This is a genomic window from Alteromonas sp. S167, from assembly GCF_036864375.1.
Lineage (GTDB): Bacteria > Pseudomonadota > Gammaproteobacteria > Enterobacterales > Alteromonadaceae > Alteromonas.
This window is the reverse complement of the sequence record NZ_JAZETR010000010.1, coordinates 138,491-161,770: the sequence shown is the minus strand read 5'-3', so window position 1 is coordinate 161,770 and position 23,280 is coordinate 138,491. Positions and strand designations below refer to the sequence as shown.

General features: G+C 44.4%; 18 protein-coding genes. 9 read left to right on the top strand and 9 right to left on the bottom strand.

The window, feature by feature from the left end; all coding sequences use genetic code 11:
- The coding region (locus V7R35_RS17865; protein WP_131138255.1) for a hypothetical protein at window positions 1-85 on the top strand (85 nt) is incomplete at its 5' end.
- 358 nt (window positions 86-443) lie between these two features.
- Here V7R35_RS17865 and V7R35_RS15495 read toward each other — a convergent pair.
- The 3 genes from V7R35_RS15495 to V7R35_RS15485 form a co-directional block, all read right to left on the bottom strand.
- Entirely contained in the window at window positions 444-926 is a 483-nt protein-coding gene (locus tag V7R35_RS15495; RefSeq protein ID WP_334015832.1) for a type II secretion system protein, read from the bottom strand.
- A gap of 78 nt (window positions 927-1,004) precedes the next feature.
- Complete coding sequence (locus V7R35_RS15490) at window positions 1,005-1,757, bottom strand: LytR/AlgR family response regulator transcription factor (protein WP_334015831.1); 753 nt, start codon at window positions 1,755-1,757, stop codon at window positions 1,005-1,007.
- Window positions 1,750-2,838, bottom strand: coding sequence for a sensor histidine kinase (locus V7R35_RS15485; protein WP_334015830.1), 1,089 nt, complete (start codon window positions 2,836-2,838; stop codon window positions 1,750-1,752). The genes V7R35_RS15490 and V7R35_RS15485 overlap by 8 nt, the downstream gene beginning before the upstream one ends.
- Before the next feature lie 362 nt (window positions 2,839-3,200).
- On the opposite strand from V7R35_RS15485, the gene V7R35_RS15480 reads away from it, so the two are divergent.
- Window positions 3,201-3,623 (top strand): TonB-dependent receptor plug domain-containing protein, encoded by a 423-nt coding sequence (locus tag V7R35_RS15480; protein ID WP_334015829.1) that lies wholly within the window; start codon window positions 3,201-3,203, stop codon window positions 3,621-3,623.
- A gap of 38 nt (window positions 3,624-3,661) precedes the next feature.
- Entirely contained in the window at window positions 3,662-6,118 is a 2,457-nt protein-coding gene (locus V7R35_RS15475; RefSeq protein WP_334015828.1) for a TonB-dependent receptor domain-containing protein, read from the top strand.
- A gap of 364 nt (window positions 6,119-6,482) precedes the next feature.
- Here the strand turns inward: V7R35_RS15475 and V7R35_RS15470 are convergent, their stop codons facing one another.
- On the bottom strand, window positions 6,483-7,367 hold the full coding sequence (locus V7R35_RS15470; RefSeq protein ID WP_334015827.1) for a TraB/GumN family protein: 885 nt from the start codon (window positions 7,365-7,367) through the stop codon (window positions 6,483-6,485).
- 336 nt (window positions 7,368-7,703) lie between these two features.
- Between V7R35_RS15470 and V7R35_RS15465 the strand changes: the two genes are divergently transcribed.
- The 6 genes from V7R35_RS15465 (at window position 7,704) to V7R35_RS15440 (ending at window position 15,812) form a co-directional block, all read left to right on the top strand.
- Window positions 7,704-8,735, top strand: coding sequence for an alpha/beta hydrolase fold domain-containing protein (locus V7R35_RS15465; RefSeq protein WP_334015826.1), 1,032 nt, complete (start codon window positions 7,704-7,706; stop codon window positions 8,733-8,735).
- A gap of 355 nt (window positions 8,736-9,090) precedes the next feature.
- Window positions 9,091-10,770: a carbon starvation CstA family protein gene (locus V7R35_RS15460; RefSeq protein ID WP_334015825.1), complete on the top strand. Its 1,680-nt coding sequence runs from the start codon at window positions 9,091-9,093 to the stop codon at window positions 10,768-10,770.
- 278 nt (window positions 10,771-11,048) lie between these two features.
- Window positions 11,049-12,236: an SO_0444 family Cu/Zn efflux transporter gene (locus V7R35_RS15455; protein ID WP_334015824.1), complete on the top strand. Its 1,188-nt coding sequence runs from the start codon at window positions 11,049-11,051 to the stop codon at window positions 12,234-12,236.
- A 134-nt stretch (window positions 12,237-12,370) separates the two neighbouring features.
- On the top strand, window positions 12,371-13,453 hold the full coding sequence (locus V7R35_RS15450) for a CNNM domain-containing protein (protein WP_334015823.1): 1,083 nt from the start codon (window positions 12,371-12,373) through the stop codon (window positions 13,451-13,453).
- 103 nt (window positions 13,454-13,556) lie between these two features.
- Entirely contained in the window at window positions 13,557-14,735 is a 1,179-nt protein-coding gene (locus V7R35_RS15445) for an energy transducer TonB (RefSeq protein ID WP_334015822.1), read from the top strand.
- 69 nt (window positions 14,736-14,804) lie between these two features.
- Entirely contained in the window at window positions 14,805-15,812 is a 1,008-nt protein-coding gene (locus V7R35_RS15440; RefSeq protein WP_334015821.1) for a hypothetical protein, read from the top strand.
- A gap of 74 nt (window positions 15,813-15,886) precedes the next feature.
- On the opposite strand, the gene V7R35_RS15435 is transcribed toward V7R35_RS15440, so the two are convergent.
- The 5 genes from V7R35_RS15435 to pdsS form a co-directional block, all read right to left on the bottom strand.
- Window positions 15,887-17,125 carry a hypothetical protein gene (locus tag V7R35_RS15435; protein ID WP_334015820.1) on the bottom strand — a complete coding sequence of 413 codons (1,239 nt, stop codon included), beginning with the start codon at window positions 17,123-17,125 and terminating at the stop codon, window positions 15,887-15,889.
- The gene (locus tag V7R35_RS15430) at window positions 17,125-17,775 is read right to left on the bottom strand and encodes a methylamine utilization protein (protein ID WP_334015819.1); all 651 of its coding nucleotides are present in this window, start codon (window positions 17,773-17,775) and stop codon (window positions 17,125-17,127) included. The genes V7R35_RS15435 and V7R35_RS15430 overlap by 1 nt, the downstream gene beginning before the upstream one ends.
- A gap of 185 nt (window positions 17,776-17,960) precedes the next feature.
- Entirely contained in the window at window positions 17,961-18,641 is a 681-nt protein-coding gene (locus V7R35_RS15425; protein WP_334015818.1) for a Fe2+-dependent dioxygenase, read from the bottom strand.
- Window positions 18,642-18,674: 33 nt separating this feature from the next.
- On the bottom strand, window positions 18,675-20,981 hold the full coding sequence (locus tag V7R35_RS15420; protein ID WP_334015816.1) for a TonB-dependent receptor: 2,307 nt from the start codon (window positions 20,979-20,981) through the stop codon (window positions 18,675-18,677).
- Window positions 20,982-21,108: 127 nt separating this feature from the next.
- Window positions 21,109-23,280 (bottom strand): proteobacterial dedicated sortase system histidine kinase, encoded by a 2,172-nt coding sequence (gene pdsS, locus V7R35_RS15415; RefSeq protein WP_334015814.1) that lies wholly within the window; start codon window positions 23,278-23,280, stop codon window positions 21,109-21,111.

The window sequence follows — 23,280 nt, the reverse complement described above, 5'->3', positions numbered from 1 at the left end:
CGCGATGGAAGAAGGTCTTCGTTTCGCAATCCGTGAAGGTGGTCGTACAGTAGGTGCTGGTGTTGTATCTAAGATCCTAGACTAATCTAGACTTAGCAACACGAGCCCAAAAAAGCGCACTTAGGTGCGCTTTTTTTATGCCTTTTGGAAAGTGCGCGAGTGTATGCCCTCTGAAACACGCCGTAAACCCATCCTTGGGGGCTCCTACACCGCATCCCTGCGGTGTAGGGTTTCAGAAGGCATACACTCACTCCCTTCTTGCCGCATAACAGAAAGCTTTGGAGAAAGAAGAGAACACGCGGTGAGTCCATCCGTGCTTTTGTATTAGCGGCTTCGCAGCTGCATCCATGCAGCTAAGAGTTCTAAATTAAATAAGCGCCACCCCTTTAGCATTTATAAAGCTTGGTGGGAGAGAGAAACTTGTCGATACCTGCCCAATAATGCTAACTATCGCAGTCAGAAATTGTAATGGTAGGTTGTTCACCTTGGTTTGGGTGACGGTAGGTTAACTTACAAACGTCGCTTGCGTTTATTTCGGCATTCGATAGCCCACTGGTGGCACTTTCTAGGGTAGCGATAACCTCAGGTGCCGAGCCTGTAAGTTTGAAATCGTCTTCAGTGAAGTCAGCAACCAATTTTAAGTTGGTTTGGGTGGCGTAAGGATAGCCGTAGCGAACGCGAATACCAGAACTTAGCGTGGTATCGGCACTGTCTGTAGCCCCTTCGATAAGTGCTTTGGCATAAACGACGTTCGCGCTTGACGTTAGTGCAGCTCTTAGCCCTTCAAGCGCACCTTGCTGTGCATCTTTCTGTAAGTTTAAAAATTTCGGTACCGCAGTCACAGCTAGTATGCCTAGCAGTACAATTGCAATAATAAGCTCTATTAATGTAAAACCAGTCTGAGCTCTCTTTACAACTTTCTTCATGCGCAAATCAGATTTTTGTTACTACGTATTAGTATTAGTATTATACAGCTGAAATGCGCTTCAGTATCAATTAGCTTGTTAACTCATTAGATACTCTAACTTATCGCGGTTTCGTCGCGACAGCACAACACACTCGCCAGAGCGAAGCGTAACGTTGTAATCGCCTTTTTCAGTAGGGCTAAGCTCGCAAATGGCATTTCGCCTAACAATGGTTGAACGGTGAATACGAAGAAATAAGCTTGGGTCTAGCTGAGATTCCAGCGAAGTAAGGGTCTCGCGATGTAATATTACATTCCCGTCGTCAAGATGAAGCTCTGCGTAATTGCCAGCACCACCTATGTAAATAATAGACGATACATCTACTAGCCTAATGCGGCCTGGGTCGCGTACAATCAGGCGCGTTTTGTACTGTTCGGGCTTATGGGTAGCTTGTTTAATGACATCGCTTATTTGCGTGAGGTCCAGCGTGTTTTTATCAGTTACTCGTTCACTTATTTTATTTAGCATTTTATGAAACCGCTCGTCATCGAAGGGCTTCAAAATGTAATCAACAGCACTTAGTTCAAAAGCTTCAATGGCGTGCTCATTAAATGCAGTCACAAAAACAATAATGCAGTGTGGCGGTAATAATTGAGCTACTTCTAAACCGTTTTTCTGCGGCATCTCAATATCTAAAATAACCACGTCAGGATGATGCAAATTAGCAAGAGAAATGGCGTCGTCGCCGTTGCATGCTTCCCATATTTCAGTTACTTCTTCACGCTCATTTAATAGCACTTTTATGGTTTCTCGGGCGAGTCTCTCATCATCAGCAACCAGTACTTTAAGCATCCGTCTCTCCTGTTGGTATGGCTAAATGTGTCTCGAATAAGCCGTTCTCGCACCTACGTAACTCAAATTGAAAATGCTCAAACATTCGTGATAATCGCTCACGTGTGTTGGCAACGCCAATACCATGTCCTTCATGCGTAGTGTTTTCATCAAAGGCATTTCTTAAATTTACGTGAAGCATGCCTTTTATTGCTTCAACCTTAATTTGTAGAGGGTTTTTTCTAAATGTTGATTGCGAGCCATGGTGCACTGCGTTTTCAACTAAAGGGTGTAGCAACATTGCCGGTATACGCATTCCCATGCAGCTTTCGTCTACTTCTATGGAAATATCTAGCTTATCTTCAAAGCGCATTTTTTGAATTTTTAGGTAGCTCTCGATAAAGCGAATTTCATCTCGTACTTTTACGCTGTCGTTGCTCTTGTTCTCAAGTATGGTGCGAAGCATAACGCTTAATGAAGATAACGCCGTTACCGCTTCTACTTCGTTTTTTAATCGAACAAGACTGGCAATGGTGTTTAATGCATTAAACAAAAAGTGTGGATTAAGCTGCGTTCGTAATGTTTTTAATTGTTCTTCTACTAGCAATACCTGCAGTCGCCGCACTTCAATTCGGTCTTCCATCTGCCGTTGATACAAACGAGTACCAAACGCCAAGCTTAAAGTGGCACAGTAGATGAACAAATCCATGTGCAGGCTGCCGGTAACTGTTTTAAAGAAGGAAGCGATGTTTTCGTCAAACGTACGGTTTACTAACCAACCTCGCATGAAAGTAGATGCAGCAGCATAGCTTAGAAGAAGGAAAATACAGGTAACAACATGTGATAGCACCTGCTTGAGAGGTTTCCAACCTTTGCGCTCAATAAACGAGGTTGCGGTAAAGATACATGCCGATACCCAAACCCAGTTTAAAAACCACGGGCTTAATAACACCCATACGCGAATCCAAGTTATGTCTTCTTGTGTGCCTTTAAGTGCTCCGAACTGGATGTAGGTCGTTACGCTCAGCGCTGCAAGCCAAATGCAAACTGCAATCGGCCAGAAGTACTTGCCTGGAAGGTGTGGTTTGATGCTATCGAACATCCAAATGTACCTTAAACATAGGGCGCTAGCGTCTATGTATTTATCCTACTTTTGTCTAGTTTGTATTCAATAAAGCACTATATATAAGCGTTAGTCAACCTCGGCTATGTGTCAAGTTATTGCCAAGTTGTCACTAAACAAAGGTGTTTTGTCCTCAATCTACGTCATTTTAGGCACATTACTAAGTTCATCTTTTTGTTCGTCACACCATTCTGTCTGTTTATCACTGCACTCCCTCATCTGGCGTAAAACCGCTAGAGCGTTGCCAATATTGTTCCTAATTTACTTTTCAATAGCGCTAGTTATTACCAACACATAAACGCGAAATGTTACCAGGAGGGTAACTTTCCAGGGAGAATACAATGTATATAAAAACAAAGCTGGCTCGAGCCGTTAGAGTGTCTTTACTGTTAGGTGCGGCAAGTACAGCGTTATCTACAACGCAACTTTACGCACAAGAAACTGAAGTAAATGAACAAGAAGTTGAAAAAATCGCCGTGACGGGTTCGCGTATTAAGTCGGCCGAACTCGCTTCTGCTTCACCCCTTCAAATTTTAGATGCGGGCGACATTCAAGCTGCAGGTGTTGCTAACATTCAGGACTTACTTCTTGAAAACCCTGCTTTTGGCTCTCCGGCCATAAGTCGAACTAATTCAAACTTCTCTACGGCAAGTGCTGGTGTTTCAACAATCGATCTGCGAAGCCTAGGTACCGCGCGTACTTTGGTGTTGGTAAATGGACGACGCTTTGTCTCTGGTGTGCCAGGCAGTCGGCAGTCGACTTAAATACCATTCCTGCACAGTTTATTGAGCGTATTGAGATCTTGACCGGTGGTGCATCGGCTGTGTATGGCTCTGATGCTGTTGCGGGCGTTGTTAACATTGTTATGAAAGACGATTTTGACGGCCTAGAAATGCACGCACAATATGGTGAGTCTGCCGAAGGTGATGCAACTGAACGCCAGTTCTCTCTAACAACGGGAACCCAGTCATCTAATGGGCGCGGTAGTATAATGGCGCACTTATCTTACACCGACCAAGACTCAGTGTTTTCACGAGACAGAGACCGTTCTGCGGTAGACCAACTTTCGGGTATTTATGGAGAAGCCGACCCAGTTGCTAATCCAGAATCAATATTTGAAGCCATTACCCCATTTTTCTCATCATTTCCCCCACAAGGGCGTTTTGACGCTGGCGGCACTCGCTTCACCTTTGACCAAAACGGAAACCTTCAAGAAGGCTTTTCAACCAATGGAAATGGCACAATAGGTCCTGACGGTTTTAACCGGTCTGCATTTAGAACTATCGCTATTCCAACAGAACGCTACTTAATGGGGATTAACGGTAATTACGAGTTAAATGACAATCACCGTATATTCTTTGAAGGTAATTATTCGAACGGCTCAACAACAACCGAACTAGAGCCTTTCCCATTTGCTTCAGACGATATTTACGCTGATGGCTTTGTTCCGCTTGAGTTTATGGTGGATGGTCAAATGGTGGCAAACCCGTTTGTTCCCGATGCCATTCTTAATGCCGCTGTCGATGAAAACGGAAACGGTGCAAGAGACTTGTTCTTCGCTAAGCGTCTACAAGATGTGGGTAACAGGGGTAATACGGCCGAGCGGGATACTTTCAGAGTATTGGTTGGCATGGATGGCGAGCTGTTTGATGGTTGGTATTACGATGTGTTCTATACCTACGGTCAAACAAAGGAAGCTCAGGTATCTAATGGTTTAGTTAATGTGCAAAACTTCCGCTATGCATTGGAAGCTATAAGCGATGTTAACGATGTTGATGGTGACGGCATAACTGACGAAGCGGTGTGTGTGGATGAAACTGCTCGAAGCTTTGGCTGTGTTCCTATCGACATTTACGGTTTTAATTCCATATCACCTGAAGCTGCAGCCTATGTACAGGCACCTTCGCTGCTATCAACCGAAGTAACGCAAGAAGTTATCGGCGCTAACTTAGCCGGTGAAGTGTTTGATTTACCTGCAGGTCCGTTGGGTTTAGCATTTGGTTTTGAGTACCGCGAAGAATTCTCTCGTAGTGAATTTGATGCCCTACAGCAAGCTGGACTAAACGCCGGTAACGCAATTCCTGCCACTCAGGGGGAATTTGACGTAACGGAATACTACGTTGAAACCAACATTCCGGTAATCGACGGGTTTAATATTAAGGCTGCGATACGTGCATCTGATTATTCTACAGTTGGTAGCACCACAAGCTGGAACGTAGGTTTCGACTATGCGGTTAATGAACAACTTCGTTTCCGTGTAATTCAAGCGCAATCTACACGTGCACCAAATATTAATGAGCTATTTCAGCCTGATAGCCAAACGTTCCCGTCTGGCTTAATTGACCCTTGTGTTGCAAATGCGACTGCGCGTTGTCAGGCCGACCCTGGTGTGGCAGCAAATATCGCAACAAACGGCACGTTCACACTAAACCAATCTGACATACAAGGTATCAGTGGCTTTAACCGCGGAAATCCCAATGTGTCTGAAGAGGTCGGAACGTCTACCACTGTTGGTGTGGTATATACGCCTGAAGGTATTGCTGTACTTGAAGACTTCAATTTCACTGTTGATTACTTCGATATTGAAATAGACGATGCCATTGTATCGACACCGCGCCAGTTTATTCTTGATCAATGTTACGGCGGTGGTGATGAGTCTTTCTGTGACTTTATTACTCGTCGTCCAACGGCGGTAGGGAATAATAGTGCTGGCTCACTTGAGTTCATCGATAGCGGCGTATCAAATAGCGGTGGTGTAACGCTGGAAGGTGTCGACCTTACTGCCAACTATAGCGCTGATGTTATGGGTGGAAGACTAACGGCAAGACTTGCTTATACTTACTTAATTGACGGAGCGACTACGCCACTTCCTGGTGCCGAAGAAGATCCGTTCGTAGGTGAAATAGGTACATCAGAGCACAAAGGGTTCTTTAACCTAGGTTATCGCTATGACGATTTAAATGTTATCACACGCTTTACCTATATTGGCGCTGCTGACTTTGACGATCAGTTCTTGGCTGGCTTTGACATAGCACCAGGCGGTGTTGGAGTAGACTCGGTGACCTATGTTGATATACAGGCTAGCTATCAGTTAAACGATATCGTTGAAGTGTATGGCGGTGTAGATAACCTCTTCGACAAAGAGCCTCCACGTATCTTAACGGGTGTAACAGGAAATAGCACAGGTACAGAAACTGACGCAGGTACTTACGACCCAATTGGTCAAGAATTCTATGTTGGTGTACGAGCAAGATTCTAGTCTGTTTCTTAAGTAATTTTATAAATTAAAAAATAAAAGCCCTAGCATTCAAGTGTTAGGGCTTTTTACGTTTAGTACGTTGAAAAATGGTTAGGTTTTTCGAAAATACGCAAAGTGAAAATGTTTACTTTGCGCCAGCTTACCACTTTGTCACAGGATCCTTGCCGTTAGTCACAGACCGCTTTGCAAGCCAAAAAATATACACAAGTATAGCTGTGTCAGTATTAATTCTGACCAATACATTGATAATGTGTATTGCAAACTGGACTTTAGGGCTAACAGATTTCTGTTGGCCCATTTTTTTGCCCAATTACCTGAAGCTACCTGATAAAAAAGCAGCTTTGTAGAAGTAAGCTCCACGCATCTACAGTTGCTTTACGGTGTAGCCCTTCGCTTTAAGTAATTCAAGAACGTTGCCTTCACCAACAAGGTGACCCGCGCCAACTAATACAAACTCACTATCGTCATCGCCAAACATGGCTTCAATTTGTGGTACCCAATTTTGGTTTCGCTTGGTAAATACATCATCAAACGAAGAAGGAGACTCGCGTTTAAATGTATCGATAACCAGTGTTTCTATTGTTTCGCTATCGCCCTCGCGCCACGCGTCAATTGTGCCCTGCATTATTTCTTTGAATTCGGGCAGCGTGGTTAGCGTTTCAGAGATAAAGCGCTCTTCTTCACCAACCCCCATATTTGCAAGCATATTTAGCTGAAAGTCGATGGTTTCTAGGTATTCTCTTGGTTTGTTATCGCGCTTTGCCAGTTGCGTGAAATAAGCATCTACCCCTTCACCGGCCATATTTACCCGTTGTGCTTCCATTGTTATTAGCATAGTAGCCACCAAACCAGGCTTGAAGCGCGCAAGCTGCTCTGCGTTAGCCCCAAACATTCCAAGGTATTGGTTAAGCGCATTGAAGGTTTCTTCAGACAACTTGTCTTTTAAATTACTTTCACCGGTGTAGGCCATTGCTTCAATCATTCTTTGTTGGGCAGCAATGTCTGTTGGGTCAGGTAATTCTGCTTCTAATACAATGGTGTCGCTCTTTTCATAGGTGTCTGTAAAAGCAGCGGGTAATGGAAATTCAGAAATGGGGAGAATGTGAATGGTACCGCCAACATACACGGTATCACTGTCTTTCGAGACTTCCCAAACCGATGTAGTAGATGCGTCTTGTGCAGCGCTAATGGTACTAACTGCAGATAAACCTACCGCAAGAAAAAAGCGGCGTAACGAAAATCTAGTCATAAAATATTTCCCTATAAATGTTTATTAAAAGTGCCTTGAATTCCATGTGTTACACCCGCCGTTCTGAATCGTCTTTTATGCCTAATAACTCGGGTATATTGTAAAAATCATAGCAAACTCACGTTAGTATCACGCCTGATCTAAATACTAGTTTTTCGACATTTTATAAATTTTAAATGTCGGTAAAAGCGTGAAACCCTTACCAAGTAAGCTGCAAAATAAATTTACTACACAGTGCAGTTTGGTCACAGTAAAAATACTCAAAAATTCACGACTTTAAGTGAAAATAGTGTAGCGTATTACGCTATTCGACAGTCGTTAATTAGTAGGTACACTATGCGCTTACGCTTTGTATTGTTGTGGTTAAGTTTTATTTCTACCGCCGTTTTGGCAACAGAGGCTGATATGACAGAACGCCAAATTCCAGTTCCAATTGCTGTTAGCGATGAGCTAAAACACGCTATTACCCAGTTCGGTATTCCAACGGTACAACAAGCGTTAGACAGTACGCCAACCGACAAAGAGACGTGGCTAGCGCTAATTCACTCTGTAAACACAGAGCAAAAGAAAAAAGTGAAGAAAATGCGTAAGCAGTACAACGTTAATGTTGAAATGATGAACATTAATGGAGTAACGGTGCGCAAAATAGTGCCGGCTACTTTGTCAGATAAGTTTAAGGGTAAGGTTTATTTAGATGTGCACGGTGGTGCCTATGTGTTTTTTGCCGGTCTCCCTAGTATTGAAGAGGGCATTTTAATTGCGCATCGTTTAGGTATAGAGGTTATTAGTGTCGATTATCAGATGCCACCTCATGCTCCATCACCAGCGGCGTTAAACGACGTATTTTCCGTATATACGGCGTTGCTCGAAACACATGGTGCCCACAATATGTTTGTTGGCGGCACGTCCGCAGGTGGCGGTTTAGTACTTGGGCTTATGCAGCGTTTGGTGAATGAAAACATCGCCACGCCTGTGGCCATCTATGCGGGTACGCCTTGGGCCGACCTTACAAAAACGGGAGACAGTTTATATATCAACGAAGGCGTTGACCGAATACTTATTACTTACGACGGCGTGTTAAAAGCGGCAGCTAACTTGTTTGCCAACAAAATCGCGTTAAATCACTCTTCTGTATCACCCCTTTACGGAAACTTTGAAGGGTTCCCACCCACATTTTTACTTAGCGGTACAAGGGATATGTTTTTAAGCGATACGGTACGCGTTAACCGCAAATTACGCGAGGTCGGTGTACCAACTCAGTTGGAGGTTTTCGAAGGGATATCGCATGCGGAATATCTAGTGGCATATGAAACACCAGAATCTGTAGCAGCCTATGCAGAACTCGGCGCATTTTTCTCAAAATGGTGAAACCACGTATTCTTTCTCTCCCAGTAAAGCCCCGTTCAACCCTAAATGTTAGACTTTAGTCTAATGCTTTATTTCAACAAGGCTTAACATGTTTAAATACGCGCCTACAAAAACGTTAGTTTAAGTTTCTATATACCTGAGTTTCTATTTACCTTAGCGACGTTAGTTAAGCACTCGTTGTGATTGGTGTTCAATGCTGGTGTCTATAAGCCTTGCGTAATAATTGAAATTGCCTCCTTCATGCAAATACTAAAAACTGCGCAAGTTATTGAGGTGTCTAGCTTTTGCAGGTATGACCTTTACGCGCTATAAACTGGTGTAGTGTTTAAAGAAAATACAAAAATAGGATAACAGTATGCAATCAATTGCCATTGTAATACTGGGCATTGTTGGAATGATGCTTGGTTGGTTTGTGTATTCGAAGTTCATCGCAAACCGTATATTTAAATTAGATGATAGCTTTGCAACACCGGCGCACACTCAACGAGACGGTGTTGATTTTGTGCCTACCAACAAAGTTGTTTTGTGGGGACACCATTTCACGTCAGTTGCCGGTGCAGCGCCTATTGTAGGGCCTGCTATTGCGGTTTATTGGGGGTGGGTCCCTGCCGTACTTTGGGTGGTATTTGGTACCATTTTATTTGCAGGCGTTCACGATATGGGCGCCCTGTGGGCGAGTGCTCGACACAAAGGTAAATCGATGGGAGCACTGTCTGAGAACGTCATTGGAAAACGATCGCGCTCGCTGTTTATGATTGTGGTGTTCTTAGTGTTGCTTATGGTCAATGCGGTGTTCGGCGTTGTAATAGCTAACTCGTTTGTATCCCAGCCAAATGCCGTATTCCCTGCTTGGACCGCCATCGCCGTAGCGCTTGTTATCGGCCAATTATTAAAACGTAATTTCAGCCTAATACCCCTTTGTATTGTGGGTATATTAGTATTGTATGCCTCTGTATATGCGGGGAGCTACATTCCGCTTAGCTTGCCCGAGACCATGTTTGGTTTAGCGGATAAAGCGAACTGGATAATTATACTGTTTGTGTATGCCGCTATTGCTTCATTACTCCCTGTGTGGATGTTGTTGCAACCTCGTGATTTCATTAATGGTATGCAGCTATTGGTTGGCTTATTTTTGCTATACGGTGCAGTATTTTTTGCACTGCCTGACATTACTGCTCCTGCCTTTAACACACAAACCGCGGTTGATACGCCTAGCCTAATTCCACTGTTGTTTGTGACCATTGCATGTGGTGCGGTATCTGGTTTCCACGGTATCGTGTCATCAGGCACAAGCTCTAAGCAACTAGATAAAGAAACGGATGCCCGTTTTGTTGGTTACTTAGGTGCCATTGGCGAAGGCTCGCTGGCGCTTATAACTATTGTTGCGGTAAGTGGTGTTGCTTTTGCGGCGTCACCAGAAGAGTGGCATGAAGTGTATAGCCACTTGGGTGCAGGAAGTGTTGGTGCGTTTATTACCGGTGGCGCAAACTTGATTGCACAAGGCTGGGGGCTGCCTGTCGACTTCGCATCTACTATTCTTGCGGTTATGGTGGTGTTGTTCGCAGGTACTACCATGGACTCAGGTGTGCGTTTACAGCGTTACATTATTCAAGAATGGGGCGATATATACTCGTTGAACATGCTAAAAAATGGTGTTGTCGCAACGCTTGTAGCAGTGGGCTGCTGTTTGTTGCTTGCCTTTGGCGCTGGTGGTTCTTCAGGCAGTGGCGGTATGATCATTTGGCCTCTGTTTGGCTCTACAAACCAGATTCTGGCAAGCCTTACCTTACTTGTAATTTCTGTCATGCTCATCAAACTTGGTCGCCCTGCCAGATACACGCTTATTCCTATGGTGTTTGTGCTTGTAATGGCCTTTTTTGCAGGGGTGATCAAGCTAAAAGAATACTACCTAGAAGCGAATTACTTGCTGGTATTCTTAGATGCGGTGGTGTTGATAGTGTCAGTAATGGTGATGCTAGAAGCCATTTCGGTAGTGTCGAAATTAAAGAAAGAGAAAGCGGGTACAACCGAGTAAATAGCGAGTAATGAGGCTTTTCATGGTTGACCTCGTTATTTGAATCCCTATATCGAGACAGTCAGCGTTTAGGCCAGTACATCTGTACTGGCCTTTTTTATGTCTTTCAGCTACCACCTCTCTAAGCTAAATTCGCTTCGTTTCAGCTCATATTTTCCGCGGATTTTTTCAAAATGAAGTAATTCTGTTAGTATATTCTAGGTATTGAGCTTTATTAGTTCACCGCTTTTATCCATGGGCCGTTTGCCAAAAGGCTAGGCGCCCCTAAACGAGGTTATATGACGGATATCCTTTTACTTGGCCAAAACTTTCTTGCGCTCTTTATTGAGTCTGCGCCATGGTTACTACTAGGTTTATTAGTAGCGGGCGTTATGCATGAGCTTGTGCCGGTATCGTTTCTTGAAAAGCACATGGGAAACGAGTCTTTTTCGTCAATCAGTAAAGCGGCTATTATTGGCGCTCCATTACCACTGTGCTCATGCGGTGTTATTCCCGCTGCCTTAGGTTTACGTCGCAGTGGTGCATCGAAGCCTTCTACCATTTCGTTTTTAGTGTCTACGCCTGAAACTGGGGTAGACAGTGTCTCAGTGTCATACGCGTTACTCGGGCCCTTGTTTGCAATAGTAAGGCCATTCGCAGCCATTGTAAGCGCGATTTATGCTGGTGCCATGGTAAGGTGGTTTGCCAGTGAAAATAACAGCACACCGAATTCTGAACATGTACATACTAGTTGCTGTAGCAGCACGTTACGTGAAGCAGGTGAGCACAAATCACCTGCGCAAGAAAAGACGAATGAAGAACACTTTCATAATGCGCACTCATCGTGCTGCGATAAAGAGGCTACTTTGACTCGTGATGATAGTCATCATGCTGCATCTCCCTCGAAAGCACGTCGTGTTGTAAGCTATGCTAGTGGCAAGTTACTAGAAGATATTGTGGTATGGCTATTAATTGGCCTAGCTCTAGCCGCGGCGATAAAAACATGGGTGCCTAACGACTTTTTAACGCAATGGGGCGACGGAATTGTTGCTATGCTGGTTATGGCTGTTATCGGTATTCCTATGTACATTTGCGCCACCGCCTCTACGCCATTAGCCGTGGGGTTTTTGGCGGCTGGTTTGTCGCCAGGTGCAGTATTAGTGTTTCTAATGGCAGGCCCAGCGACGAATGTTTCTACTATGGGAATGATTCGCCAAGAAATGGGCGGAAAAACACTAGGCTTGTATTTATTTAGCGTAATTACAGCAAGTGTTGGTTTTGGTTACCTGCTTAACTATATAATCGCCCACTTTTCATTGGAAAGCTTTATAAAAACAGAAAGCCATATGCACCAGCACGGCGCTAATGTTCAAATTATTTACGGCGTATGTGCCCTTATTTTAGCTGCGCTTATAGTTCGGCTGGGTGTTGCAAAATGGCGTGAGCGTCGTCATCAGCCGCATTCGCATTCAGCGTGTTGCAGTTAGTAACAATTAATATAACACTGCGCTTGTATCTCGCGGTACGTCACTCATAATAGGCCTTCACCCAAACATAAATCACCTTGCGGTAATGGAAACATTCGCTTGGTTAACATTGCAATTGATTGCTTGGAACACACATGCTTTTACTCATCATTTATGTCTTTATCGCACTGGGCTTTTCGTTTTTGTGCTCTATTGCAGAGGCAGTTATTTTAAGTGTGTCGTCGGCGTACATTTCAGTGTTAGAGAAAGAGAAAAAGCCAAGTGGTTCGCTGCTACGTGCGCAAACCGACAACATCAACACGCCGCTATCGGCTATTTTAACGCTTAACACCATTGCTCACACTATGGGCGCTGCCGGTGCAGGTGCGCAAGCCGCGTCGGTATTTGGTGAAGCATATTTAGGCGTTATTTCGGCTGTACTGACGCTGCTAATTTTGGTTTTTTCTGAAATTATACCTAAAACGCTTGGTGCAACTTATTGGCGATCACTGGCGCCAGCAACAGCTTACTTTTTGAAGTACCTTTCACTTATTCTTAAGCCTTTTGTGAAAATGTCTGAGCTACTTACACGCGGGTTTAAAGAAGACAGCCCGTTAAGAGGGCTTAGCCGTAGCGAACTACACGCAATGGCAGAATTGTCGGGGCAGGAAGGTCAATTGGCTAATCATGAAGCGGCATTTTTACAAAGCTTGCTTAGCTTGCACGAGCTGAAGGTGAAAGATGCGATAACACACCGCACGGCGCTTTTCTCTGTGGCGGAGTCGATGACCGTAGAAGCCTTTTTCCATAAACATGCCAGCATCGAATTTTCGCGTATTCCCGTTTACGAAGACAATGATTCAGAAAACATCACGGGGTTTGTTATGCGCTCAGATTTGCTGGTGGCGCAGGCACGAGGGAATACAGACAAACCCCTTTCTGAATACGCAAAAGACATGATTACAGTACTTAACACCATGCCGCTGTCGGTAACCTTTGAGCACTTTATCAATAAGCATGTACACATGTTGCTGGTTGTTGACGAATACGGCGGTCTAGAAGGCGTATTAACGTTAGAAGATTTGCTAGAGCGCTTACTAGGTGTGGATATTGTTGATGAGAAAGACACAACGGTAAGTATGCGAAGACTTGCTAAAATGATGATGAAGCGAAAAGAGCAAATGATGGTGAAAAATGTACCCGATGCTTCGCTTGAAAATTCGTCTAAAAAGTCTTAGCTTTTGCAATATTGTTCGCGATTACGCATCGGGCTAGCTAGAAAAGTGCACCTTTATATTCGCAGAAACGTTCGTTACCAGCTTTGTACGAAGGACTGAAAAAATGAAAAATTCACGGATTGAAACATCTCAAATACTTTTTAGTGCTAAACGCGCTTCTACCTTGTTTTCGCCATCTCGTGTTGCTATTGCCACTGCAGCGTGCGCCGTGCTGTTAAGCTCGGGGACAATGGCACAGGAGTTAAGCGTGCCGTGCGATGAAACGGAAGAAAAAGCGTTAGCAACGGCCAAAAAAGATGAAGTAAAACGCATAACAGCGTTTACCCCTGCCGTTACCATTGAACGAGTGAATCCGCGTTACCCTAAGATGGCTGCAAGACGAGGAAGAGAAGGCTGGGTACGCGTAAGCTACGTTATAGATGAGCAGGGTAACGTGAAAGACCCGGTTATTGATGATTACTTCGGCAGCAGTGCTTTTAAACGCAGCGCACTTAGTGCGGTAGAACAATGGAAATTTGAACCTGCCATGAAAGATGGCAAACCCACTCAGCAATGCCATCAGCTTGTGCAAATGGACTTTAAAATGGGCGGGCAAACTGGAGCACGTAGAAAGTTCATTATTGCGTATAAAGAAGTAGACGAAATCTTTCGCTCTGGCGATATTGAAGCTGCTGATCAGGCAATAGAAGCTCTACATGCTTGGGACTCGCTAAACAGATATGAAAACACTTGGTTGCTGAGTTTAGATGCTCAAATAGCCAATGCATTACAAGATGAAAAGCGCGAAGCAAAAAGTCTAAGCCGCGTATTATCAAGCAACGGCAGCAAACAGCACAACGACATGGTATTCAGTGAAGACTATATCGCAAACGTTTATCAACGCATGATTGTGTTAGATGCACAGCGCGGGCAATATGCCGATGCATTAGCATCGTTCGAGTCGCTTAAGGGCATGGAAGAGCAACAAGCGCGCGTAGATGAAATTATGCCTGTTGTAGCTCAAATTGAAGAGCAGATAGCATCTGACCAACACCTTCAGCTAACCGCAGAGCTAAACCAGCGCGGTGCCTGGTTTCATACGTTAGTACGCAACAAGTTTGCTTTCAATAATATTCAAGGTGACCTAGATACCGTAGAAGTGCGCTGTGAAACCCATCGTGAGAAATTTACCGTAGCCGAAGACCACATATGGTCAATCCCAGAAAGCTGGGGGCAGTGCCGCGTGCTGGTAAAAGGCGACGATGCCGCCACCTTCGACCTGATTGAGGTTGCTGAAAGCTAATAAATTCGGTCGATTCATGACAGGTAATCTGTAGCTAGTCGACCTATTACGGATTAAAGGGAATTAATCATGAACCAAAAATTGTTTGTTGCTTCGCTAGTTATTGTAGGCGTAGTTATATACCTATTGCTTAGCAGTGTAAGCAAAACCGCACCAAGCGAAGCGCATTCGATAATAACGGGTGCTCCGGAGTTCAATGATGCTGAACCCGTTGAACCCAGCCCACAACCCATTCAACAGGTCTTTGATAGCAGTTCAAGTAAACCTTTAGCGCCAGAAAAGTATAACGCAGGTGCATTGTGCATTGTGGAAGGCGATATTGAAGACGCCGAAATCGCAAATATAGAGAAAGCGTTATTGGAATGGGATGTCGAAAGAGGCGACATCCTTTTGCCCCGTAAGGATTCTAATTTTGAAACACCCAATGCAGTATTTCTTGCTCCTTATGTTGAGTTAGGTCTGCAAGACCTAATTGCGCATGCAAGAAATGACGATATGTTTGCGTTATTAACCATTATGCAGCGCAGTGACGTGCCTAAAAAGTATCGAGACAATGCAGCGCGCCATTTGGCGATATTGGGAAATACGTCGACCGCTATGTCATATTTAGTAACAAAAGAAATGACACTTGCAAACTCGTTATTTAAACAAGAGGGTGAAATAACTGAGCGCGTGAAGCAGTATTTAACGAATAGTTTGGCTTACGTTAGTTATGGGTTAGAACAGCTTGATGTAACGGCACTTCGTAGTTACATGATTTTTGTGAAAGGGCATAAAGAGGGAAACTATGCCCTAGACCCAGAAATAGTGCTTTCTAAGCAGGAAATGGCAAAAGTGGAAAGTGCGAAATCACAATTTGTAAACTACCTAAACCAAAAGAGAGAAGAGAAATATCTTCCTGCTATCGAAGAAAAGACGTTCCCAGATGTCGCTGTGCGCAGCTTCGAATCAAGCTTAGCGATAGAATATCATGTTTTCGGAGAGCTGCTGCAGGCCAGTAAAAATTTGGAAAGCATGGGGTATGACTTCGAGAATCCACCCGAATGTACTAAGCGAGTACTGCAAAACTTCAGCTAACCAACACCAATGTTTTATAGCTTTTCTATCGACAAAGCAGTTGTTTGAAAAAGCGATTGACTACAAATACGTTGTTAAAACGTTGCTGTAATTGCTAGCTGGAAAAGGTGTTCGGTAAAACGTTCGTTGTTTTGAAAAAAGCGAAGGTTTTGCTGGCTCCCTGAGTTTACTTGCCATTCACCGGTTATCGAGAAGTTGTCGTTTATTTTACGCCCTGCGCTTAAGGTGAATGCGCGCCCTCTGCTGCCGTTGGGGTCGTACATAAAGTCATCGTTATCGTTCACTTGATACCAGTCTGCACGAGCAGCGATGGTATAGGGTGCCATGTCGTAAGCAGCAGCAACGTACGCACTGTTAAAGTCGTTATCAACGATGTTTTCACCCATCAGGGTGTCGCCAACCAACAATTGAGAAAACACGGTTAATTCAGCGCTATATTTATAGCGAAGGGTGACCGAGTGAAAACGGGTGTGCCACGCATATATACGGTCAGGATCTAAAATATTTGGGTCTGCGTTATTGTCGTAGTAGTAGTATTTCAACTCGGCACTGCGCTTGTAGGCTAAATGCGCGCCTACGTAGTAACCAAAGCGACCGTCTATTTCTCTGAACGGCTCCGTCCACGCTGGGGCGTTTAAGCCTTCTTCGCTTACAATGCCCGGCGTTGGTAAGAAGTTTACTCTGTCATCGTAAAGTGATTGTCTATCGTGCAGCGCAAAGCCGCGCCACGAAAGCAAGGTGCCGGTACTATCGTTGCCCTTAAATAGGCTGCCCAGTATTTTCCACGACCAATTACTTCTTACTTGCCGTCCATTTTGACGCAAGCTTACTTCCACACCGCCGGTTCTAAGTTCTTCTCCAATCCAACTGTTAATGGCTGAATTCGTTAAGAAGTGAGGAGAGAGCCACCCCATATCGGTGTTTTCAGCAGAAATAGCAGGATAGAACGCACCAATTTTTACTTCAGGTTTTATGGTTGAAGCGGTAAGCGGCCTATATTTTAGATAGGCTTGGGAAAAACCAAAACGCTTTTCACCATCACTGTAGCCGTTTATGACGGCAGCTGCAGACCAGCTATTCGATAGTCGCTGCTCGGTAGAAAGCACCGCTTGAGAGACGTGAAAGCCATCGCCGTCGAAACGCTGATGGCTGCGCCCCATTTGCTGAAAACTGTCACTGTTTTCTTGGGCAGTAAACGAAGTGCGAATAAGTACATCAGTATTTGCACAGACATTGTGAGAAACCGCGGTCATTACCGTTGCTAGCAGTAAGTTAGCTAATTGGCATGTGCGTTTCAGCTTAGCCTTATTCATTAGTAGTCGCCAAAACCTGAATCAAAACCATCGTCACTTGTTATGGCTGCATTTATTTGCCACGATACGGCGGTATTGTCGTTAACGGTTATTGTCTTTTCTGGGAAAACGTCATCACCGTTTGCCTCTGGGTGCCAGAAACGCAGTTTGTAGTCGCCTTTTGGTAGTTTTAACGAAGCTGTGCCATTTTCTTCGGTTTTCACGAAGAAAGGAGAGTCTGACACTATGATGTAGCCCAACATCCAATCGTGAATGTTACAGCCAATATCCACTATTCCAGGCGCATCAAACGTAAGAGGTTCGGCGGTAAATTCTTTATATAGTTTAAGTTCGAACTGCTTTGTGGGAGAAAACGAATATACGTGGTGAAACAGGTTATCTGCATTTGGAAAGGTTATATCAGTTCCCGTATTTACCACTAAAACATGTGGCACAAATTGCTTATTAATTTGGTTCATCACAGCCGGCTGCTGGTGAGGAACCATGTTGGCTTCAACATCGAATAACGGCTCGAAAATAAATACGCCATTGCTTACTAAATTGGCGTTGCTGTCGGTTAGCGCAATGTCAAATTTGTAGGTAGGTGCGCTATCGTTTGCCAATAGCCCAGAAGAGAAAAACAATGAAGCAGCAATTAAAAAGGTTTTCATAGTACCAACACAGTTAACGTCTTAAACGCGAACTTTGTTCCTTTACATGATAGGCGTTACGTTTAAGACTACCTTAGATTACTAATAAAGACCTTATCATTCGCGCAATAATTTCATTGCAAAACAATACTAGGTTTAGTTTACCGGCACCAATAATTGCTGTAGACGGGAAGCTATTGTATTGCCTATACGTTGGTAAATTTTCTAATAAGGTTATGATACACGTGATGCAGTTGATCAAGCTGCTCTCGTGATGCTGTGTCACTACTCAGTAAAGATTGAATAGCTTGGTCTAATTGATAGAGCGTTTCACGAATTTGCTGGTCACCAACCATGCTTTGCATCCATGTAATAGCAGCAATACGCTTGCCTTTGGTAACAGGCGTCACCTTATGTAGGCTTGATGATGGATACAATATGGCACTACCAGCATCACATTTTATGCATTGCTCACCAAAGCCTGTTTGTATTACCAATTCACCGCCTTCGTATTCTTCTTTTTCGGATAGGAAGACAGTCATGGACATGTCGCTACGAAGAACATCGGGTGTATTTGGAATACGCATGATTGCCGCATCAACGTGATAGCCATAGGTCTGTGACTGACTGTACCGGTTAAAACAGGGTGGGAAAATACGTTGGGGTAACGCGGCAGAAACGACCTGCGGATGTGCCCCTAGTTTACTTAATAACGCGTTAGCGAGCTGCTGAACGCGTTTATCATTGGCATCTGCTTGACCGTTATTCTTGACACTAGCAGCCATACCCATCGCAGTTTCTTTACCATCACTAAACGGTACGTCGGCAAGGTGACGACGAAACTTTGCAACTTCATGTGGTGTTAGCAAATCAGGAATAACGATCATTTTTCAGCACTTCTCTTTTGTGTTTATGAGCAATTAAAATTCGTAGCTAAGCGTACCAGTGATGTTGCGACCATCACCAATATACATAAATGAGCCAGAACGATATGCTGCAGTCCAGTATTCTTTATCAAACAGGTTACCTACGTTTACGCGGAAGGTGAGGGCGTCTGAGTAATAATAGTTAGCAAATAAATTCACAACGTCATAATCTGGAACGACTATAGAGTATTCATTTGTATCGGTATTAAAACCTGCTGCCGTGTCAGGTTGTCCGCCAAACATTTCAGATTGATAACTGTAATCACCACCGAAGGCAAACTTTTCGTTAGGCTGATAACGCATTTGAATGTAAAAACTTTCATCTGCAAAGTTACTCAATGCCAACCCTAAATTACTGTCGTTATATGATTTTAAGACTTCTGAATCCATAAAGGCTGCTGAAGCCTGAATACTAAATTTGTCAGTTATATCGCCACTTAGACCAAACTCAATACCTTCAACGCGGTTTTCACCTGTGTTCAACGTGCCAAGGGTTGAATATGAATCGCCAACACTTTCATGAACATCGCTTTTAGTGATTCGGAAAATGGCTGCATTGGCTACAAGTTTCTCGTTAAACAACGACCACTTTGTTCCAATTTCAATATTTTCTACCTGCTCTGGGTCAGCCTGTGCTGCTTGTTCTGGTGTTCCACACAAACCGCCATAACCACAGTTGGCACCTAAGTCTGACTCACCGCCATTAATATTAGTGGCTGTGCTGTATGATGCATAAAGGTTGCCGTGTTCTGATAACGAGTAAACAAGACCCAAATGGCCGTTGTACAGGTCGTCTTCAAAGGCAAAAAGCTGCTCTCCACTACGCCCCGATGTCGCATTGGTATAGTCGTAGCTATCTGCGCGTAGACCAAAGAACATATCAAGCTTTTCAGTAAGCGCTAATGTGTCCATTACGTACCAAGAGTACGTTTCGATATCATATTGTGCATCGACGTTACCGCGCGTAAACGTTCTTCCCATCAACGCACCTATGTTGTCTACTGCATTACCCTCAGCATCTAAAATACAGTAGCTTGAAGAAACACCGCGTCGTCCTCCAACAAGACAATTTGTTGGGTTGTTGTTCTCAACACTGAATACGCCGTTGTCTACTGACTCATCTGTATATTCAAAGCCGAATACTAGGCGGTGGTCTAAGCCTAAAAATGCTGTATCCCAAAACAGGTTAAACTGCGATGTAACGTACTCTACATCTTGCCAACCTTGATGCGTGCTAAGTGATAGTGTGTAAGCACCAGGTGCAATTGGGTCTGTGGCATCTCGGTTTGTTCCACGCATGCCTGTAGTAATATACTCGTTTTCGGTTTTTCCTACGCGCGTGGCGTTATAAAAACGAAGGTTATCACTGATGTCATACTCGGTACGAAGCGTAAATGTGGTCACTTCTGAGTTAAGGAAATCCTCATCTTGTGCGTACACAGGAATATCTTTAAGTGGATATCCTGCGTCTCTGTCGTAGTAGCTGCCCAAATCAGGTTTATCTTCAGCATTAAGGTAATAGATATCACCAGTAAATGACAAACGGTCAGTTGGCTGGTTTACGTATGATAATTGAACACCTTCGCGGTCTCGCTCAATTCCTTCACGGCCAGGCTTGTCTTCTGAAGAATAAAGGCCGTTTAAACGAACTGCACTTGTTTCAGTAAGGGTTTTATTTAAGTCAACAGTAAAGCGATTGTGTTCATCGGTACCTATTGCTGCGTCAACGCGTCCAAAATTATAGGCTGTAGATGCCTTCTTCGTAATTGAGTTAACCGCACCGCCTGAAGATCCTCGCCCAGCAAAAGTTGAGCTTGGCCCTTTGGTTATTTCCACACGCTCGGTTGCAAAACTTTCACGTGTTGTCATTCCAGGATCTCGTAGTCCATCCACAAACACGTCGCTGCGTGCTTCATGTCCACGAATAATATATCGATCACCAAAAGCATTACCATTCTCACCCGTTCCAAGGGTAACGCCTGCTTGTGCTTGCAGAATATCTTCAAGATCGGTTCTGCCACTTTCTTGAATTTGATCTTGAGTAAGAACAGTAATGGTTTGTGGTGTATCAACAAGGTCGGCTAAATGTCTTGGATCGCCGGATTTGTCGTAGCGATAAATAGACTGCTGAACGCCATGAATACGAATAAGTTCAATAGCGTCATCAGACGGCGCAGCGCATTCAGCTGATGTCTTATCATTGCAAACGTCGGTGTTTTCTTGCGCTAAAACCGCGGAGTGACCAAAAGCAAGCGCAGCAGCAATAGTGTGTGCGCCCATACTTAACTTTTTGTTGTTCATTGTTTTTCCCCAGTGTGTGTGAGGGCGGGGAGTGTATAGAAAAAAGAAATTCGTGTAAATATAAATGATAACAATTATCATTTATATTGGTTATTTGGATAAGTCTCTGAGAGTTGTGATTATATTTTTATGCAAGTGGAACAGACGCAGTAACGATCACGCCTGTTTTATCTTCGCGATCGTTAAGGCTAAGCGAACCTTTGTGAAACATCATAATGATATTGGCAATGTAAAGCCCCAAACCTAGGTGTGGCGACTGTGCTGAATTTTGAACGTCGTTCTCTTTTCTCACAGAGACCATCGACTGTAAAAGTTGTTTTTTCATGCCTTGCGGTAACAGCGGGCCAGGATTACTGACACTGAGTATTGCTCGTTTATCCCTCTTTGAGAGCGTAACGTTAATTTCATCTTCTTCGCTGCTGAAATCGACGGCGTTTGAAATAATCTTATCGAAAAACTGTGCAATTAATTCTGGCGAGCCATCTATTATCAGTTGCTCTTCGCTGGCAGTTAGTACCCACTTGCGGTTTGTATACGTGTGCTTGTAGCCTTCGATGCAACCCGTAATCACCTTTACAACATTGAAGGTTTCTAAGTCTTCTTGTGCAATAGCCTGCTCTAGTCGGGTTGCTTCACTCATGCTATTGAGTATGGTGCTAAGCCTGTTTACGCCCGATTGCGCCCGCGTGACGAATACATCCTGTTGCTGCTTTTCGCTCACGTGTCCAAGCATATCTAATGATGATTTCACGACCGCAATGGGCGTGCGCAGTTCGTGTGATAAACGCGAAGCCATGTTTTCAAGGTACGAGTTGTATTGTTGAAGACGAGAGAGGACATCAGAAAATGAGCGCGATAAATCGCCTATCTCATCTCGTTGGTTTGATACAGGCAAGGTGCCCACTATTTTCCCGTTATCGTCGATAACCGCTTCGGTGCTGTCGCGAAGCTGCCTGATTCTGCTTGAGATACGACTAGCGAAAAGTAAAAGTCCAAGGGTACCAAGCAACATTACCGCTAATATGACATGAAATAGTTGCTCTAGCGCCCGGTTACGAAGGGTACGAATACCGTTTGTGGTTTGCTCTATTACCACGGCTCCCATTACGTTTCCGTCAATAAAAATGGGATATGCAGCCGACAGAATAATGGCTTTGTTGTCGGGCGACAGACGCCAAAGCGAGTCGGGCTGACCATTTAATGCGGTGCCTAAGTCTTGGCCGACCAAGGCGTAGGCATCGTCAAGCTCGTCGATAAAGTCCGCTGGTGGGCGAGTAAGAATTTGATAATAAACCGGCAGTAGCCACTCGTTTTCCACCCATTGCCAGGCTGCGCTTCGCTCGGCTTGTGGTGCCGTTACTTCAATGCCTGTTGCCGATTGTATATCACCCGCGCGGGCCAGCACCCGCTTATGTTTATCAACCACCCATACGCGCGAGTCTGCGTATTTAAGCCCAGCAAGAATGCGCTCAATTTCAGGCGATGGGGTGATTACCGTCCCCAGCTTTTCTAAATCTTTGGTGTTCGCGGTACCAAGAGCATATTGTTTGTCACGTGTTTCTACGTTGTCTACATCAACGAGAGTAAAGGCTAAACCTCCGGTGGTCATAGAAAGCGGAAAGCGCAGTTCAATGTTGTAGCCGTTTGCGGTCTCTTGCCAACGCCCTTGGATAGATAGCGCGTTTTCAACGGCGCGTGTGGTGTCTGTAGCGTCAGCCAGTTTATAGGCGTTTACCCAGCCACTTTCATAAGGGGCAACCACGTAGCGAGCCAACGCACCCTCTGGGGTTTCCATTCCTATAAGTAAGTGATCGCCACTCTCTACACTTAAGCTATTTGGTTGACGCCATAATAAAGCATCGTCCGACACCTCAAACATGGCATAAAGGAACTGGCCGTAGCGTCCAACCATGTGCTTAAACGACAAGCTTACGGGCTCGCCCTTATTACCGCTGTAATACTCAATAACTTCAGCGTTTCCATATTCGCTTACCAACTCATTTACTTGCTGCCAGTCGTTAAGCTCGCCGTCTAATCGAATTGGGTAGGGAATGGGCGGCGCATACAGGTCGGTACCCGGGCGTACATCTTGCAAATAGGCAGATTGACTGTCGAATAGCGCCGGTCGCTCGTGAAGTGCTGTAGCCACGGCTCGAGCGGTGCCAATCATGGTTTGCTCTTGCCCATTTCGCAGGTATTGCTCAAGCTCCCATACATAGTTGTAGCCTAGGTAAGGAATAGTGAACAAAAACAGCGATAGTACAACAAGCTGTAGGCGTATAGAGAAACGAAGTCGCAT

Excerpts from the sequence above, each read along its gene's own strand:
- V7R35_RS15495 (WP_334015832.1), bottom strand. The coding sequence starts at position 926 with ATGAAGAAAGTTGTAAAGAGAGCTCAGACTGGTTTTACATTAATAGAG.
- V7R35_RS15490 (WP_334015831.1), bottom strand. The coding sequence starts at position 1,757 with ATGCTTAAAGTACTGGTTGCTGATGATGAGAGACTCGCCCGAGAAACC.
- V7R35_RS15485 (WP_334015830.1), bottom strand. The coding sequence starts at position 2,838 with ATGTTCGATAGCATCAAACCACACCTTCCAGGCAAGTACTTCTGGCCG.
- V7R35_RS15480 (WP_334015829.1), top strand. The coding sequence starts at position 3,201 with ATGTATATAAAAACAAAGCTGGCTCGAGCCGTTAGAGTGTCTTTACTG.
- V7R35_RS15470 (WP_334015827.1), bottom strand. The coding sequence starts at position 7,367 with ATGACTAGATTTTCGTTACGCCGCTTTTTTCTTGCGGTAGGTTTATCT.
- V7R35_RS15465 (WP_334015826.1), top strand. The coding sequence starts at position 7,704 with ATGCGCTTACGCTTTGTATTGTTGTGGTTAAGTTTTATTTCTACCGCC.
- V7R35_RS15460 (WP_334015825.1), top strand. The coding sequence starts at position 9,091 with ATGCAATCAATTGCCATTGTAATACTGGGCATTGTTGGAATGATGCTT.
- V7R35_RS15455 (WP_334015824.1), top strand. The coding sequence starts at position 11,049 with ATGACGGATATCCTTTTACTTGGCCAAAACTTTCTTGCGCTCTTTATT.
- V7R35_RS15450 (WP_334015823.1), top strand. The coding sequence starts at position 12,371 with ATGCTTTTACTCATCATTTATGTCTTTATCGCACTGGGCTTTTCGTTT.
- V7R35_RS15445 (WP_334015822.1), top strand. The coding sequence starts at position 13,557 with ATGAAAAATTCACGGATTGAAACATCTCAAATACTTTTTAGTGCTAAA.
- V7R35_RS15440 (WP_334015821.1), top strand. The coding sequence starts at position 14,805 with ATGAACCAAAAATTGTTTGTTGCTTCGCTAGTTATTGTAGGCGTAGTT.
- V7R35_RS15435 (WP_334015820.1), bottom strand. The coding sequence starts at position 17,125 with ATGAATAAGGCTAAGCTGAAACGCACATGCCAATTAGCTAACTTACTG.
- V7R35_RS15430 (WP_334015819.1), bottom strand. The coding sequence starts at position 17,775 with ATGAAAACCTTTTTAATTGCTGCTTCATTGTTTTTCTCTTCTGGGCTA.
- V7R35_RS15425 (WP_334015818.1), bottom strand. The coding sequence starts at position 18,641 with ATGATCGTTATTCCTGATTTGCTAACACCACATGAAGTTGCAAAGTTT.
- V7R35_RS15420 (WP_334015816.1), bottom strand. The coding sequence starts at position 20,981 with ATGAACAACAAAAAGTTAAGTATGGGCGCACACACTATTGCTGCTGCG.
- pdsS (WP_334015814.1), bottom strand. The coding sequence starts at position 23,280 with ATGCGACTTCGTTTCTCTATACGCCTACAGCTTGTTGTACTATCGCTG.